Source organism: Pseudomonas persica (genome assembly GCF_900291015.1).
In the GTDB taxonomy this organism is placed as follows: domain Bacteria; phylum Pseudomonadota; class Gammaproteobacteria; order Pseudomonadales; family Pseudomonadaceae; genus Aquipseudomonas.
The window spans coordinates 57,389-74,882 of sequence record NZ_OLKL01000051.1 but is presented as its reverse complement, the minus strand read 5'-3'; the positions used below and the strand labels follow the sequence as shown (position 1 = coordinate 74,882).

Annotated in this window: 11 protein-coding genes; all 11 read right to left on the bottom strand. The window is 63.1% G+C overall.

Going from position 1 to position 17,494, the window contains the following annotated elements:
- The gene (locus FQ664_RS24175) at window positions 1–888 is read right to left on the bottom strand and encodes an isochorismatase family protein (protein WP_144175442.1); all 888 of its coding nucleotides are present in this window, start codon (window positions 886–888) and stop codon (window positions 1–3) included.
- Window positions 889–918: 30 nt separating this feature from the next.
- Window positions 919–6,615 (bottom strand): amino acid adenylation domain-containing protein, encoded by a 5,697-nt coding sequence (locus FQ664_RS24170; protein ID WP_178091047.1) that lies wholly within the window; start codon window positions 6,613–6,615, stop codon window positions 919–921.
- Between the two features lie 37 nt (window positions 6,616–6,652).
- Window positions 6,653–8,359: a thiamine pyrophosphate-dependent enzyme gene (locus FQ664_RS24165; protein ID WP_144175438.1), complete on the bottom strand. Its 1,707-nt coding sequence runs from the start codon at window positions 8,357–8,359 to the stop codon at window positions 6,653–6,655.
- On the bottom strand, window positions 8,356–9,678 hold the full coding sequence (locus tag FQ664_RS24160) for a PLP-dependent aminotransferase family protein (protein ID WP_144175436.1): 1,323 nt from the start codon (window positions 9,676–9,678) through the stop codon (window positions 8,356–8,358). The genes FQ664_RS24165 and FQ664_RS24160 overlap by 4 nt, the downstream gene beginning before the upstream one ends.
- A gap of 2 nt (window positions 9,679–9,680) precedes the next feature.
- Window positions 9,681–10,934, bottom strand: coding sequence for a chorismate mutase (locus FQ664_RS24155; protein ID WP_144175434.1), 1,254 nt, complete (start codon window positions 10,932–10,934; stop codon window positions 9,681–9,683).
- The gene (gene pabB, locus FQ664_RS24150) at window positions 10,931–12,388 is read right to left on the bottom strand and encodes an aminodeoxychorismate synthase component I (protein WP_144175432.1); all 1,458 of its coding nucleotides are present in this window, start codon (window positions 12,386–12,388) and stop codon (window positions 10,931–10,933) included. Before pabB ends, FQ664_RS24155 begins: the two co-directional genes overlap by 4 nt.
- 30 nt (window positions 12,389–12,418) lie before the next feature.
- Complete coding sequence (locus FQ664_RS24145; RefSeq protein WP_178091046.1) at window positions 12,419–13,009, bottom strand: anthranilate synthase component II; 591 nt, start codon at window positions 13,007–13,009, stop codon at window positions 12,419–12,421.
- Between the two features lie 16 nt (window positions 13,010–13,025).
- Window positions 13,026–13,964 (bottom strand): diiron oxygenase, encoded by a 939-nt coding sequence (locus tag FQ664_RS24140; RefSeq protein WP_178091045.1) that lies wholly within the window; start codon window positions 13,962–13,964, stop codon window positions 13,026–13,028.
- A gap of 48 nt (window positions 13,965–14,012) precedes the next feature.
- Window positions 14,013–14,564: an acyl-homoserine-lactone synthase gene (locus FQ664_RS24135; RefSeq protein ID WP_144175426.1), complete on the bottom strand. Its 552-nt coding sequence runs from the start codon at window positions 14,562–14,564 to the stop codon at window positions 14,013–14,015.
- 124 nt (window positions 14,565–14,688) lie between these two features.
- Window positions 14,689–15,402 (bottom strand): autoinducer binding domain-containing protein, encoded by a 714-nt coding sequence (locus FQ664_RS24130; RefSeq protein ID WP_144175424.1) that lies wholly within the window; start codon window positions 15,400–15,402, stop codon window positions 14,689–14,691.
- Window positions 15,403–15,727: 325 nt separating this feature from the next.
- Entirely contained in the window at window positions 15,728–17,425 is a 1,698-nt protein-coding gene (betA, locus tag FQ664_RS24125; protein ID WP_144175422.1) for a choline dehydrogenase, read from the bottom strand.
- Window positions 17,426–17,494: the final 69 nt, after the last annotated feature.

Here is a 17,494-nt window from a genome sequence, read left to right as displayed (position 1 = left end):
TCATGCCGGACCCCCACTGGCCCGTGCCTGCAGGCGCTGCTCGATCAGCTGTACCCAGGCGCGGATGCTGCGGCGTTCGAGCAGTTCCAGAAAGCTCACCGGCAGGCCCGCCTGTTGCCATTTTTCGAACAGCATCAGCAGACGCACCGAGTCCAGGCCAAGTTCGACCGGGTCATCCACTGCGGCCACCCGTTCCAGAGGCAGCGCCAGGCAGTGGGCGATATCGCCGGGGATATCGTGGCTCACCTGTGCCGGGGCGAGCGCATTGAGCAGCTGCTGCGTCGACAGCACAACGCTCGAGCAGTGCGCCATGTGCTCGAGTGCCAATTGGTGACGCGCCAAGGAAAAGTCACCCAGGGCGTCGGCCACCACGAATGGCTGGATGTCCGCCATGAAGGCATCGGTGGCAGTGGTCAGGCAGCCAATGTGTGCGTAGACCCCGCAGATGATCAACTGGTCGCGCCCTGCCAGCTGCAGGCGTTCGAGCAAATCGGAGCGGGCGAAGGCGCTGTAGCGGTGCTTGACCAGTATGACGTCACGCTGAGGGTCGGGCGCCAGGCCGGCAACGATGCCAGGGCTGACCCCGTCCTCGGCCAGCCCCGGGCCCCAGAAGTCGCACAACAGACCGCGCGATTCGACCGTCTGATCACCGGGCTGGGCGGTGTAGAACACCGGGATGCCGCGGGCATGGCATGCAGAGCGCAGGGCCTGGATGCGCTGTACCAGGGCGTCGACGAAAGCCTGAGAGGCATAGGGCTTGAGAAAGTGGTTCTGCATGTCATGGATCAACAGCGCCGCCCGCTCGGGTGCTGGCGTCCAGGGCAGCGCTGGACGGTTCAGCATGACGTGGCTGGGAACCGGGTAATGCTCGATCTGTGGAATTGCCATCGGAGTTTCCTTGAAAGCGTAAAGGGCGGGTCACGCCGCGAATTGGTGGCGCAGCACCTTCTTGTCGGTCTTGCCCAGGGTGGTTTTGGGCAGGCTCGCCAGCCAATGGAACTGGTCGGGAATGCGCTGTGCCGCGACACCGCGTGCCTGCAGGTGAGCCTTGAGCAAGTCGGTGTCGCAGCCCAGGCCGGGTGTGGCGACCAGCACGGCGCACGAGCGTTCGCCCAGGTGCGGATCGGGTACGCCGATCACCGCCGCCTCCAACACCCCGGGGTGGGCCAGCAGGTGGCCCTCGATTTCCTCGGCGGCAATTTTTTCGCCGCCGCGATTGACCTGGTCTTTGTGGCGGCCAGTGACGACAAGGCAGCCGTCCGCACGCAGGCGGACCACATCGCCGGTTCGATAGAAGCCGTCGGCAGTGAAGGCCCGGCTGTTATGCTCAGGCGCGTCGAGATAGCCGCGAATGGTGTACGGCCCCCGTACCAGCAGATGCCCTGGTTGCCCGACGGCAACCGGCTGGTCGTCATCATCGACCACCAGGAGTTCGTCCAGCGGGCTCATCGGCCGCCCCTGGGTGTGCAGTAGCTGGTCAGGGTCGCCAGCCAGGTCGGTATAGCAAACCAGTCCTTCGGACATGCCATAAACCTGCTGCAAGGTGAATGCGAAGCTGTCGGTCAGACGCGCCGCAACGTCATCGCTCAGGCGTGCGCCGCCAACTTGCAGGAAGCGCAGGCTGCCAAGGTCGTGCTGGCGTGGCGCGTGCAACCAGGCTTGCGCCAGGCTCGGGACCAGGGCGGTGAAAGTCACCGCTTCGCGAGCAATGCTGGCAAAACAGGCCGAGCCGCTGGGATCGGCCTGCATCACTACCCGGCCGCCTGCGAGCAGGGTGCCGATGAAACCGGGAGAACTCAGGGTGAAGTTGTGCCCTGCCGGCAGCACGCACAGGTAGACGCTTTGCGGGCCCAACTGGCAAATCTTCGCACTGGCACGGATGCTGTAGAGATAATCGTCGTGCCGGCGCAGGATCAGCTTGGGCATGGCGGTGCTGCCGCCGGACAACGTGATCAGCGCCGGTGCGCGGCTGTCGCGGGGCGGTACCGGCAGGTCCCGGCCATACAGGCTGGCATACGGCGTGAACTCTGCCGCATCGCCCAGCACGATCACGTGACGAACCGGGCCGGCAAGGTTGCACAGTTCACGGGCGATCTCCCGATAGTCGAAACCGACGGCGTGGTCCTTGATCATGTAGGCCACCGCCTTGCTGGCCTGGACGATGTGGGTGATCTCGTTGCGCCGATCGGTGGGCAAGGCGAATACCGGGACCACGCCCAAGCGGAACAGTGCGAAGGTGGTCTCGATGAACTCCAGCACATTGGGCAGCTGCACCACCATGCGGTCGCCAGGTCGCAGCCCGAGGCGGGTGATGCCATCGGCGAGCTGGTTGCAGCGGCGGTCAAGTTCTGCGTAGGTGACGCGGCGTTCCCCATCTACCACCGCGACCTGCCCTGGGGTCAGGCGGGCATGGCGGGTTATGCAGGCATCAAGGGTTTCCCCGGTCCAGGCGCCTTGCTGACGGTAATAGCGCTCGAAGCGCTCCGGCCAGTAGGGCGCATCCAGACCTGGCAGTGAGGGGGGCTCTGGCAGGGCGTGGTTGTGCAGGTGGTCCAGGCAGTGCTGGCGCGAAGCCGGGCCGAACACCACTTGCCAGCCAGCCGGCAACGGTCTGAAGGTTGGCCACAGCGAAGGCTGCAAGGCACCGTTGCGCAGCAGCAGGAACTGGCCATGCGCGGCATCGAACGGGTTGTGGAAATCACGCAGCACATGCTGCGCCCGCCGTGCCTGGGGCTTCGCCAGGGCCGCGTTGTGGCGCAACAGCACCTGGGCGAGCGCCTCTGGCTGTTCGCTGACGAAGTAGTGGCCGCCGCCTTCGATCACATCCAGAGACACCTTCGGACTGTAGGCCTGCCAATCGAGGTAGCGGCTGGCGTAGTCCGGGGTCAATGGATCGGCACTACCCACGATCACATGGATGGACGCTCGCAACGTGCCGCGGCCCCTGGCTTCGTTGCTGAAGAATGCAGCGGTCTGGCCGGCATCGTGCTTGGTCATTCGGGCAATGGCCGCCAGGCTTTGCGCGTCCGGCACCTCCTTGAACCCTCCTAACTCGCGCAGGAAACCGATGATCTGCTCGCCTGAACGCTGTGCCACCTGCTGCTCGACCTCATGAGGATGCAGGTCGAGCAGCATGCCACCAATGGTCAACCCACGCAGATCGGCGCCGGCCTGCTCCAGGCGCCGGCTGATGTCCAGCGCCAGCGCATTGCCAGCACAGTGTCCGTAGACCAGCAACGGCCCTTGCACCTTGGCCAGTACCTCGGCGACGACACCGGCGGCGATCGTGGCGTTGTCAGCGAACGGTTCGTCGGCGCGCACCACGTCGTGGCCCGGCAGGCGTACGCACAGGTAGTTGAACGAGGTGCCCAACTGCTCGACCAGCTGCCGATAGGCAAACACGTTACCGCCAGCGAATGGCACCAGTAGCAAAGTGGCTCGGTCGGCCCGGGCGCTGGCCCCCATGGCCTGTGTCCAGCTGGTTTCGGCGGTGCCCATGCTGTTGTGCCGCAGGTAGTCGGCGCAGCCACGGGGTGTTGGCTGCTCGAACAGTTGCAGTACGGGCAGGCCCATGTCCCGGCACAGGCCGATGGCCTTGATCGAGTCGCCGCCGATGCTGAAGAAGTCGTCATCCATCCCGATGCGTTGTACATCCAGATGCAACGACCAATGGGCTAGCACCTGCTCGTCAAGGCTGTCCCTCGGCGGTTCCAGGTGACGTGTGGCGTTCGCCTCTATGGCTGGCAATGCGCGACGATCCAGTTTGCCGTTGGCGGTCATGGCAAATGCCTGTTGGACGCCGATCGCCGCAGGCACCATGTACGCCGGCAGGTTGGCGCGCAGATGGTCGCGCAATGCTTCGCTGTCCACATCTGCGATGGCATAACCCGGTGCCGGCACCACGTGGGCGATCAGTCGTGGATCGTTGGCCCGGTCGCTGACAACCAAGGCCACGGCATTGGAGACTGATGCATGAGCCCGCAGGCAGCTTTCGATCTCACCCAGTTCAATGCGATATCCGCGCAGCTTGACCTGCTGGTCGGCACGCCCGATGTATTCCAGCTCGCCATCGGCCAGGCGAATTGCAACATCGCCACTGCGGTACATGCGTTGCCCCGCAGTGCCGAACGGGTCGGCGACGAAACGCGTGGCATCCAGTTCAGGACGGGCCAGGTAGCCCTCGGCCAAGCCTTCGCCACGGACATACATTTCGCCTTGCGCGCCTTCTGGCACAGGTTGCAGAGCATCATCCAGGACCAGGATATCCATGTCGGCGTAGGGCCGGCCTATCAGGCTGCCGGCATTGGCCAGCACCTGCTCGCGAGAGATAAAGCGGTGGCAGGTGTTGATGGTGGTCTCGGTGATGCCGTACAGGTTGAGCAACCGCGTGTTGGCCGGGCGCGGCAGATCGAACCATGGCGCCAGGCGGCCGAGGTCGAGTGGCTCGCCGCCGAAGCACTGGTAGCGCAGTTTCATGCGGGCGACCAGCTCGGGGTGATCAGCTTCGGCTTCCATGAACCGGTAGAACGCGGAGGGGATCTGGCCGAACACGGTGACTTGCTCACGTACCACAAGGTCCAGCAAGGCATGAGGGTCACGGGTAGTGGCTACCGGCACGATCACCAGACGCCCACCATGCAGCAGGGCGCCCCACATTTCCCAGACAGAGGCATCGAACATATAGGCGTGGCAGGCTGTCCAGACGTCGCTGTTGCGGTAGTCGAACCAGGGGTGGGTGCTGCTGAACAGTCGCACCACATTATGGTGGCTGATGCAGACGCCCTTGGGTTTGCCGGTGGAACCGGAGGTGTAGATGATGTATGCCCTGTCGTGCGGATGCGGAGCGCCCGCCGGGGGCATGTCCGGCGTGTCCTGCAGCGCCTGCACGGTGGTTTGGGCATCGATGCTCAGCAGCTGGCTGTCGGGTTGCAGGCTGCGGGCTTTCGCCACGGTGGCCTCGCCGCATAGCATGAACTCGGCGGCGCATTCTTCGATAATGCCGGCCAGGCGTTCTTGCGGCGCGTCGGGGTCCAGGGGCACATAGGCCGCACCGCACTTGAGTACGGCCAGGATGGCTACCACCGTTTCCAGGGAACGCTCCAGCAACAGGGCGATGGTGCGCTGCGGTGAAGCCGTGCGGGACGGCAGGTGGGCCTTGAGCAGGTGTGCCAGGCGGTTGGCCTGGCTGTCCAGTTCCTTGTAGCTCAGTGCGTGTTCGCCCAAGGTAAGTGCGATTGCCTCGGGCGTGGTGGCAACCCAGTGAGCGAAGCCGTCGAGCAGCGTCGAGTGCGCCTCGCAGGTTGGTTGCGGTGCTGGGCAGACCTGGTGCGTGTAGGCGGCAAGTTGGCCCAGCGGGCGCTCGGCGTCGCTGGCGAACGCCTCGACGAAAGCAAGGAAACGCTCGACGTGGGTGCCCAGCGCCTTGCCATCGTACAGCTCGGGGTTGGCCATGCCGCAAACCCGCAGCCCCTGGCCCGGAACGGGTTGAACCAGCAACGACAGGTCGTCGGCAGCGCCAGCACTGAGCACCTCGACTTCACCGGCAAGCGTGCCGAACACCAGTGCAGGCGAATAGATATCGATATTGATCTGAGGCCCGGTCAGGCGTCGCCCTTCGCCCAGGAGGTTGCAATCGCGGCGGATATCCTCGGCCCGGTAGCGCTGGTGCTCGCGCATGCTGGCGAGCGACTTGGCTGTTGCTGCAACCAGTTCGCCAACACGCGTCCATGGGTCGATCCGCATCTGCAAAGGCAGCACATTGGCCAAGGTGCAAGGGACATCATGCGCCTGCGTGTGCAGGCGGTTCATCATCGGAATGCCAACGACTACGTCCCGCTGGCCGGTACTGCGGCCGATGAAAGCGCCGAAGGCACCGATCAGCACCTGCAGCCAGTGGCTCTGTGCCTGGCTGGCGCACTCACGCAAGCGCTGGAAAGCCGCTTCGGACAGCTGGCCCCGGTGCAGCAGGGCTTGCCTGGTGGGCAGCTTGACCTGCGGATTGAGGCTGGCCACGGTCAGGCTGCTGTCGACTTGCTGCTGCCAGTAGTCGCGGTCGCGGGCGTGGTCTGGAGACGCCTGGTAAGCCTGTTCCGCTTCCAGTACCTTGCTCAGCGCGCCCAGTGGTGCTGCGCTGACCGGATGGCCAGCCTGTTCGCTGTACAACGCCGCCCAACGCTTGAGGAACAAGCCAAGTCCGACACCGTCCAGGGCGATGTGATGGCTCTTCACGTACAGCCAGTCAGGCTGTTCGGCGATACGCACCAGGCTTGCCTGCAGCAGCGGACCCTGCCCCAGGTCGATGGGGAGCGCCAGGTCGCTGGCCATCCACTGGCGTGCCAGGCTTTCGCTGGCAAAGGCGTGCTCGGCCAGCGGGTACGCGGAAGTGGCAATGATCTGCTGCTGTACCTGCCCATGCGCCTCTTGGACTTGTGCGCGCAGGCCGATGCTCTCGTCCATCACCTGGCTCAGGGCTACCGCCAGGTGCTGCGCATCCACCTTGCCGTCGAAGCGCAGCAGGCTGGCAATGTTGTACGCGGCGCTGTCGCTGGCCAACTGCTGCCCGAGCCAGATTGAGTGCTGGGCGGCAGTAAGTGGGAGTGAGGTAGCGACTTCCATTTCAAACGACTCCATTCTGTGACGGGGCACGGGGTGTTCAGGCTTTGGGCAGGTGCTGCTGTTTCTGCACCGCATCGAAGAAACGCTCGCACAGGTACGAGCGGGTATCCGGGGCAACCCGGGCATCAATCAGCACGGGACGGTCCATCGCCAAGGCTTCGGCAAGCTGTTCGCGTAGTTGCTCCGACGTGTGTGCAGTGAAACCTTGCACCTTGTGGAAGCGTGCCATGTCGATGAACTCCAGGTCTGGCTGCTCGGTCAGTGGACGGTCCTGGGGCTTGCCGGACAACGAGGTCCAGCGCCGGTTGTTGAGGATCACCACGATAGGGCTGGTGCCGAAACGGGCGGCGTGCATCAGCTCGTTGCCGGTCATGTGAAATGCTCCGTCGCCCACCAACACCAGAGGCCGTTTGCCGCTTGCCAGCTGGTAGCCAATGGCGCCTGGAACGGCGAGGCCCATGCTCATGTACAGGGAAGACGCCAGCACGTCGCGTGGAAACATGCCCAGCGACATGAAGAAGGCATCTCCACAGTCGACGATCAGGTCAAGGTCGGGAAGCGCGCTGAACACCCTGTTCAACTCATCGATTATTTCGTAAGGGGTCAACGGTGAGTCAGATGCGAACAGCTGTTCTGGCGCAGCGGGGCGGATGAAGGCAGTCTGCTCCGCTTCCAGAGGCGCCAAGGCCTTACCATGCCGGCGTGCCGAAGCGGCCAGGCCGAGCAAGGCACGCAGGAAGGCCTCGGTGCTCAGCTCGTAGCGCTGGCGACCGACCATCACCACGCCGTCATTGGCGTGGATCAGCCGGCCACTGGCAATCTGGCTGGCGATGCCCATGTTGACGTCGGAGTTGGGTTCGCCAAGGAGCATCAGCACGTCGCAACCGTCGACCAGCGTCTGGGTCAGGCGGGAAGGCGAGGCCGGGCCGGCGTAGATGCCGCGATAGTTGGCATGCGCGGTCGGCAGGCCGCCCCGCGACATCGGTGTTTCGACCCAAGGCAGTCCGAGCGCCTCGCTCAGCGCCAGGGCTTCGACACCGAGGTGCCCGCGTTTGACATCGAGGCCAGGCACCAGCACCGGCTGCTGTGCCTGGTCGAGCAGTTTCACCGCCTGTTCGGCCGCGCTCAACGCGTGCTGGTCGAACAGGGCTGGTTGACGTTCCAGTGGTGTGCGCCGTGGTGTATGACGCACCTTGTGCAGGAACAGGTCGCGAGGGATTTCCACATACACCGGCCGCGACTCATGCAGGGCGATGGCGATTGCTTCGCGCAGCTGGTCCTGGGCCTGGTGCGGGTCGTCGATGCACGCCTGATGCACGGTGATTTCCTGCATGAGGCGCAGCTGGGTGCCATGGTCGACGATGGTGTGGTGAGCGAACATCGAACCCTGGCGTTCCTTGTGCCCGGGCGAGCCGGATATCACCACCAGCGGCAGGCGTTCCACGTAGGCCTGGGCGATGCCGTTGATGGCGTTCAGGGCTCCCACCCCGTAGGTGAAGCATACGGCGCCGGGCGCCTGGCCTCCGAGCGCGTAGCCCAGCGCGGTGAGGGTAGTGCTGTACTCGTGCGACATGGTGCGCAGGGTCAGGCCGGGAGTGCCCAGCATTTCCCGCGACAGCTGCATGGTGAAGTCACCAGGAATGCAGAACAGGTCATGGATCTGGCTTTCAACCAGCACATGGCCCACGAGTTGCCCAAGGGTCATTTCCCGGGATGCGGTAAAAAGCCGGGTCAGCACGTTCATCGCTGGATACCTCGCTCAATCAGATGGCGATGCGCTTCGTCAATCTGCCCGTCGAACGAGTACGCCAGGGGGGCCAAGGGGAAGCCAGCCAGTAGCTCCTTGACCCGGCTGGCGACCCGCGCAGGCTCGGTGCGCTTGAAGTACAAATCGGCTACCAGCCCGGCCACCTGGCGGAAGTCGTCCTCACGCATGCCGCGGCGGGTCATGGCCTGCACGCCCAGGCGGATACCATGAACGCCCGGCTTGCCGGGTATCTCGATATTGGTCGAACGGATGCCACCGGCATGCAGGCTGTCGACGCACATGGCCAGCGCTTGCTGCAGCGTACCGACGGCGAAGTGCACCTGATGGGTTTCGGTGAAGCCGAACGACTCGCCCGAAACCTCCAGGCCGAGCTCGTGCAGTTGCTGCGCCAGGGCCTTGGCGTTTTTCACCATCTGCTGTGCGTAAGCCATCCCGAACACTTCCATTTCCTTGAAGGCCGCCCACATTGATGGCAGCAGTTCGGCGTGGCAGTTGCTCTGCAGGTGCGGACACACCCACATCGAGGTATCCACCAGCAGTGGGTGCTGAGCGGACTTGAAGGCGATGTAGCCCTTTTGCGGGCCAGGGATGGTCTTGTGGGTATTGCCATGAACGACATCGGCGCCGCAGGCCAGTGGTGAGTCGAACACACCGCCCAGGATCAGACCGCCGTCATGGCTCATGTCGTAGGTCAAGGCGCATGATTCCGGCAGCACGGCACGAATCTCGGCCAACGGTTGCCAGCGCAGCTTGAAGGACTGGTCGAGGATGACAATGCGGATGTGCGGGTTGCGGCGCACCATGTCATCGAGCTTGGCGACATCGATCAGCAGGCTGCGCGGATCGACCGGGAGGTGGAAAATTTCGATACCCATCTTGCTCGCCAGTTGCTCAAGCGCGAAGTGCCCACCGTCGCGATGAGCAAAGTGCACGAAGCCTTCGCCTGGCTTGCACGCCGCCAGCATCAATGCCTGCTCGGCGGGTGAGCCACCGTTGGGTCGCCAGTCGAATGCCTGCGCCCCCAGCATGCGCCGGGCCAGCCCGCGCAGGTCGTCGGCAATTTCGTTCATCTGCCCTGGTTCGGGGAAGTGCCACTCGCCCAGCGGTATCGGGAACGGGAAGGAGCAGTGATAGAACGCCCCGGCGGTACTACCGGATGTCAGGCGTACCAGTTCGCTGGGGTAGTTCTCGTTGGCAGTCAGGCTCAGGGTGTCCTGACGGTACTGGTAATCCTGGTCGAGGGTCTGAGCCAGCCATTCGATGATCGGGCCGGCGTTTTGCTTATCCTGGTTCATGTTCAGCGGACTCCTGTCTGTGAAAACACTTCCGGTGTGACGTCGAACAAGGTCTGGCGAGGGCCGCCGACGACGTCGTATTCGATCTGGCAGGACTGCTCGATGATGGCGTGGTAGAGCTGCTCGATCAGCGCTGCTGGCACATTGAGGGTGCGCCCGCGCTCGGTGCAGCGGCTGACCACCTGGCGGACCCGTTCGGGCTGCATCACGGCAGTGCTGCTACCTTTTTTGCTGTCGGCGACTTCACGGATGATGTTCAGCCGCTGTGCGATCAGGTCGATCAGCTGGTCATCGATACGATCAATTCGTTCGCGATGGCTGCCCAGCCCTGCGCCCTCGCCCACGGGGCCGGGCGTATACGCCTGGACCACTTCGAACAAGTGCCTGCAACCTGCTGCCAGTTGTGGCTGGGCTGGTTCGAGGTGGTTGCGAAGGCTGGCCATGGCGGCCAGGAACTCGACGTGGGCGTCGTTGCGTGCATGTACATCGAGACGTCGCAACTGGGTGAAGGCATGCTCACGGGCTGTTGCCGAAGCCGGGTTGCCGGCCTGTATTTCCCAGTACACGTCCGGGTGGTTGGTCATCATGCGGGCCAGCAGGCAGAGCATGACCTTGAACGGCGGTGGCCCCAGTTCGATCAGTTGCGCCAGCGGCACACCACTGGCGGCCAAGGTGTGACCGAAGGCGAGCACCATGGAGTGGCCAACTGTCTGCAGGAGGGCCATGGCCTGGTCGTGCTCCTGCGCGGTTAGCATGAACAGGCGCATGCCACGGCTTTCCAGACGTTCGCAGAAGTCGTCCAGAGCCGCATCGGGCTGGTACGGCACCACCACCACCGGTCGCCCTTCTGGCGACAGGTCCCCCGAGAACATCGGGTTGAGCCCGGCCACAGCCTGCGGCAGCGAAACATCACGGATCAGCGTGGCGAAGGTGTTCTTGATAGACAGCGTTTCGACCAAAAGGCAGTCCAGCGCCAGGTGCGGCAAGCACACGGGAAGCGCCTGCAGCAGCACCTTCTCCGAGAGCGCCAGCACCAGCAGATGCGCGCTCGCCAGGCGTTGGCACAGGAGCGGGGAAGGCGCACAGATATCGCCTTGCATGGCTTCATAGCCTTGTGGTGCCTGCATCGTTGCCAGGTCGACGCCGAGCACCTGCAATCCGCTTGCGCTCAGCTGTTCGCAGAGCATTCGCCCTATCGACCCGGCGGCGCCAACGACGATCGCATGCCTTTCGCCTGGGTAGGGTACGGTCGTCATGCGCACACCTCTTCGAGCAGGGCGATTGCTTCTACCACGCCACTGGCCTTGACCACCGTCTCGAGGTATTCGCTTTCCGGGTCGGACAATGCGGTGATGGCCCCGCCGACACCGAAACGAGCCTGGGCGTTGTGTACTGCCACGCTGCGGATCAGGATGCTCAGGTCGCAGGCTCCGCCCAGAGAAAGCCACCCCAGTGAGCCCGAGTAGGCTCCCCGCGCGCCCTGCTCAAGCTCGCCGATTATCTGCATGGTGCGTTTTTTCGGTGCGCCGGTCATCGAGCCGCCGGGAAAACTGGCCTTGATGCAGTCCAGCGCCTGCATGCCGGGTTTCAGCTGGCCCTGGATGGTCGAGACCAGCTGGTGAGCGTGCGAGTAACTCTCCACCACGAACAGTCCTGGCACGTTGACTGAGCCTATCTGGCATACCCTGCCCAGGTCGTTGCGCAGCAGGTCGACGATCATCAGGTTTTCGGCGAGGTCCTTTTCGTCCTGGCGCAATTCGTCGAGTTGGCGCTGGTCCTCCCTGGCATCGTGGCTACGAGGCCGGGTGCCTTTGATCGGCTTGGCCTCGGCCTGGCCCGAACGGTCCACCTTGAGGAACCGCTCAGGTGACGAGCTGGCCATTTCGAAACCGGGAATGGCGTAGTAGGCGGCGTGGGGCGCCGGGCTGAGCTCACGCATGATGCGGTACAGCGCATAGGCAGAATGCTCGAATGGCAGTTCGACCAGGTTGGTCAGGCAGACTTCATAGGTTTCGCCATCGACGATCTGACGCTGGGCCTCAAGGATTTTCTCAATGTACGCCGGTTTGGTGTGGCGGGCCTTGGCGTGGGCTGCGATCCACTGTTCCACCTGGTCCAGCGACATGCGTCGGGGGCGCCTGGCCAAGGGCTGGGCGGCAGGCAGGGCCTGCAAACGGCTACCGGCTTGCTCCAGCCAGGCCCTGGCAGCCGGTTGGTCGTAGTCATCCTTGAGCAGGTGCAGCAGGTAGCTGCGGTTTTCCTGATGGTCGATCACCAGCATGCGCGTGGCGAGCATGAAGCACGCATCCGGGGCAGGAGACGTCCAGGCCGGGTCGGCCAATGTAGCCACCTTCAGCTCGTAGCCCAGAACCCCGACATAGCCCAGGTTGAAGTCGAACGGCAACTCGTCAGGGCAGGGCGTGCGCTGGGCAAGCATGCGCTCACCGAGCCAGGCGAGAAAGTCCTCGGCGGGCTCGTGCTGGGTACCTTCCATGCGGCGGATCTCGACGCTGGCGCTTTCCTGCTTGTAGCGCAGCACCTCGGCCCAGCGGCCTTGCGAGTCACCCATGAAGGTAAAACGGGAGAACCCGGGAATCACCACACTGCTTTCCAGCAGGAAGCGGGCCGGGGACAGGGCGAACTCTTGCTCGAAGGCCGCCAGGGTGTCGGGCACATGGTCAAAGGCCCGGAATTCGACACGGTTGCTCATCTAGATCTCCGGAAAAGCTGACGATGGCTGTCAGCAAAGGCCACCCTGGTGCTGGTGTGCGAGGTCGCGGAAGTTGCCAAGCATTTGCAGGCCCGCTTCGGTGCAGATGGATTCGGGGTGGAACTGAATGCCGTGCAGTGGCCTGTCCTTGTGGCGGATGCCATGGATCATGCCGTTCTGGTCCCAGGCGCTGACGACAAACGGCGATTTGATCTGGCGCACCACCAGCGAGTGGTAACGCACCACGGTGAGGTCGGCAGGCAGGCCGGCAAATACGCCCTGGCCGTCATGCTTGATAAGGCTCAGGCGCCCATGCATCGGTTCAGGGGCGTGCACCACGTCCATCCCGTGCAGGTGTGCCATGCACTGGTGTCCCAGGCACACACCCAGCACAGGCACGCCGGCATCGCGGATGATGTCTTCGCTCAGGCCGACATCGGCCTTGCGCGCCGGGGTTCCCGGGCCGGGTGAAATGATGATGGCGGCGTAACGGTTCAGGTCGATCTCCGCCGGGGAGACGTCGTTGGTAAAGACATCAGGCTCTTCACCGCAGACCTGGCCCATGAACTGGAAAAGGTTGTAGGTAAACGAATCGAAGTTGTCGACGATCAGGGTTTTCACGGCTGCTGCCCTCCCGTCAGGCGCTGACGTAGTCGCGGTCGGCGAAGGCCTCTCTGACCTGGGGCAGGTCAAGGATGCCCATCTGCCGCAACAGCCGGTACAGACGCTGCAGGATCGATTTCTTCATGCGCGCATGGTCGGCATGGAAGGTCGGGTCGGATTCGTGGATTACCTGTTCGGCCTGTGCTGGCGTCAGGCCGCAATGGGCCAGCATGCTGCGTTCGAAGCGTCGCTCGGGGTCGATATCCAGGAAGTCGTCGAGATAGGCGGGGAGCATCAGGCCGAAGCGCTCGCGGGTGCTTTCCGGCAGCGTTGGCCAGCGCTTTTTCATCAGATCGGCGAAGAACCGCGAATGGCGCCCTTCGTCGCGTACATGGTCAACCATCAGCGTAGTGAACGACTGGCTCAGCTCACGCTCGCGTCCCAGGTTGGCCACTTCGTCGGTGAGCACATTCTCTGCGATGGTCACGGCCAGTAGCTGGAATTCGGTACGCAGCGATTCGGGCAATTGCGCATAGGCGCGTGCGGTCGCATCCAGCTTCTGATTGCTCTGCGGTACCTCGATAGCCTCGATACCGCTTTTTTCATTCATCTGCGTCAGGTAATCAAGCGCCACATGGGCGTGGTACCCCTCGTCGATAATCACGGTGAGCGCTTGCAGTTTTTCCGTATTGCCAATACCCGGAAATTTGTCGTGCAACATATCCAGGCAGCACTGGATAATGAACTTGGTCTCCAGTAGTCCTACGTTATACAAAAATTGATAGGCCGCCTGGGTCAACAGGTAGTTCCTGATGTGCTTGCCGTGAGCTTGAATGATCGGATGCTCACACATCGCACAGCGGGAGACGGGATAAATTAATTGTTCACCGTCATATTCCGGGACGATGATTCGCGGTGTGCTGCGCACAGTCGCTTTTGCATACCAATGATCATTGATCAGGTCGAGACTCATTTTTTTTCCAGTCAGGTGAGGTGGACACATGGGCGAAGCGCCCGCCGATCAGTTCACGGTGATCCAGGAGGCGTACAAGGGTTGGCCGTATTTGGTGCAGACCTGGCCGGCGCGAGAGGCCTCTATGCCAACCTTGCGCAGCAGGCGCTCGATACCCAGCGGCGACACGGTTATCAACTTGCGCGCCCCATGTGCCGCTGCGCAGCGCAATGTCGCGTGCATCAGAGCAATAGCGTTGGGGGAGGAGATCTGCCGTTCGGCACGGCATGAAGAAGCGTCGCCGACGGCGGCAAAGCGTGATAGCTCCCAGACCTGTTCGCTGGCGGGCAGCGGCTGGCCGGCCATGAGTTCGGGAAACACCTCACTGAGCAAGTAAGGCGTGGCAGTGCTCAACAAGCGCGCCACGCCGACCACTTGTTTCTGTTTGTCCCTGGCCAGAATATAGACCGTATCGTCCCGATCGAACTGATCAAACTCCGAATCTACTTCGCACTCCAGCTCCCATCCGAGCTGGCGGACAAATACTTCATATCGATATTGCGCCATGGCCGAGCGCAGGCTGGCATCCAGTGTTTCCAGCGTACCCGTGATGAATTCCATTTATTAGGCTCCGCAAACTTTCGGTGGCGGAGCTATTAGATACAACAGGTACTGGATGTGTAACCTACCAAAATGGGTAGGGCGGTTGTCATTCGGCTGTCATGTTGCCGAACTGCTCATGGCGTCAGAACAGCAGCCCAAGCATGGCCGCACGGACGACCGCAGCGGTCTTGTTGGCCGTTTTGAGCTTGCGCACCGCATTCTTGATATGGAAATCGACGGTGTTCTTGGAAACCGTGAGCAGGTCGGCAATTTCACTGGCCGACTTGCCATCAGCCGTCCATTTGAGTACTTCACGCTCGCGCTCGGTGAGTTCCGGGGCTTCGGCGTTCCGGTGCCGGCGGTTGAGAATTGAGCTAAGCGAGACGTGGGCGGTGCTGGCCAGCCAGCGCAGTTTGTCGCCGTTCTGGTGCAACTCGCGCTCGCTGATAGGTGCATCGCTGCGCGCCACGGTGAGCATCGCACAGCTTCCCCCGGTGTTGAGGATTGACTGCGACACGCCTTTGCGCAGCCCGTACTCGCGGGCTTCCTCCCACAGAACGGGCGCTTGAGCGTAAAGCTGATCGCTCCAGATGATGGGCCGCTCCGACTGACGGCCGAGGGCGATAGTGGGGTCTTTCTCCAGGTACCTGGCCTTGCTGTAGCGTTCCTGCCAGGAGGCAGGGTAGTTGTTCAGCATGATCGCCTTGGGGCTGGAGATAGGATAGGGCACCTGCAAGCCATAGGCGCAGTAGGTGAAATCCAGTGCAAGGCTGGCCTCCATGATCAATGCGAAGATAGCGTTCTCGTCGTTGACACGTTCCAGTGCATGAAGAAGCTCGATTTGCCAACCGTCCATGTTCGTTCTCGTTTGCCTCTCGTATGGAAAAGCCAATCTGGCTTAACTGGCCTCCTGGCCAGCGCAAAAATATGGCACCTCGAGGCCAGAATGCCAAATTCATGACGGATTTTTCATCAACGGCAGGTTCGTTGAGGCGACAGGCGACGAGAGGGTGTTGCGAGGAGAAGGGAGCGATCAGGTGCCCAGCGCGTGCAGGGTCAACGTTCGAGGAGGGGAACAGGCGGGGTTGTCGGCATGCCCATGTGAGCATGCTGCGACAGTGGGTATAGCAGCAGTGGGTGAGGCAGGCAGTGAGCCGGCCTGCCTCACCGAGGCCAAGGGCTCAGCCTTGCTTGACCTCGCGCATCGCCTTGCCCTTCACCGGTGCATCGCCCGCCACGTAGTACTTGGCGGTGCTGCGCGGCAGCGGCTTGCGGCCACGGATCTTGTCCGAGATTTTCTCGGCGATCATGATCGTGGTGGCGTTGAGGTTGCCGGTGATGATCAGTGGCATGATCGACGCATCGACCACGCGCAGGCCCTTCATGCCATGCACGCGGCCTTCGCCGTCGACCACCGCCATGTCGTCGGTGCCCATCTTGCACGAGCAGGACGGGTGGAAGGCGGTTTCGGCGTGCTCGCGGATGAACTTGTCCAGTTCTTCATCGGTTTGCACGTGTGCGCCCGGGCTGATCTCGCGGCCACGGTACGGGTCCAGTGCCGGCTGGGCCATGATTTCGCGGGTCAGGCGGATGCCGTCACGGAATTCCTGCCAGTCCTGTTCGGTGGACATGTAGTTGAACAGGATGCTCGGGTGTTGGCGCGGGTCCTTCGACTTGGCCTGGATGCGGCCGCGGGCGGGCGAGCGCATGGAGCCCATGTGCGCCTGGAAGCCGTGTTCCTTCACGCCGTTGGAGCCGTTGTAGTTAATGGCCACCGGCAGGAAGTGGTACTGAATGTTCGGCCACTTGAATTCAGGGCGGGTACGAATGAAACCACCGGCCTCGAACTGGTTGCTGGCGCCGATGCCGGTGCCGTTGAACATCCATTCGGCGCCGATGGCCGGCTGGTTCCACCACAGCAGCGAGGGGTACAGCGACACCGGCTGGGTGCAGGCGTACTGCAGGTACAGCTCCAGGTGGTCCTGCAGGTTTTCGCCAACACCCGGCAGGTCGTGCACGACCGGGATGTCGAGGCTTTCCAGCAGGGCACGCGGGCCGACGCCGGAGCGCTGCAGCAGTTGCGGCGAGGCGATGGCGCCGGAGCTGACGATCACTTCCTTGCGGGCACGGGCTTCGACGCGCTCTTCGCTGTCACCAACCAGGTAGGTCACGCCGATGGCGCGCTTGCCATCGAACAGCACGCGATCGGTGAGGGCGTGGGTGACGATGGTCAGGTTCGGGCGCTTCTTGGCCTGGTCCAGGTAACCGCGGGCGGTGCTGGAGCGGCGGCCTTGCTTGGTCACGGTACGGTCCATCGGACCGAAACCTTCCTGCTGGTAGCCGTTGAGGTCTTCGGTGCGTGGGTAACCGGCCTGCACGCCGGCTTCGACCATGGCGTGGAACAGCGGGTTGTTGCCGGCTTTCGGCGTGGTCACGCTGACCGGGCCTTCGCCGCCATGGTAGTCGTTCGGGCCGATGTCGCGGGTTTCGGCTTTACGGAAGTACGGCAGGCAGTCCAGGTAGGTCCAGTCTTCCAGGCCTGGCAGTTCTGCCCAGCCGTCGAAGTCCATGGCGTTACCGCGGATGTAGCACATGCCGTTGATCAGCGACGAGCCACCCAGGCCCTTGCCGCGGCCACATTCCATGCGGCGGCCGTCCATGTACGGCTCCGGGTCGGTTTCGTAAGCCCAGTTGTAACGGCGGCCCTGCAGCGGGAAGGCCAGGGCGGCCGGCATCTGGGTGCGGAAGTCGAAACGGTAGTCCGGGCCACCGGCTTCCAGCAGCAGTACGGTGACGCCGGCGTCTTCGGTCAGGCGGGTCGCCAGGGTGTTACCGGCCGAGCCGGCACCGACGATGATGTAATCGAATTCTTGGGACATGAAAGTACCCTCGTGTTGGCGGTGATCAGGGAGCGGGAACGCCCGTGCGCTGTGGCACGGGCGGGGCCG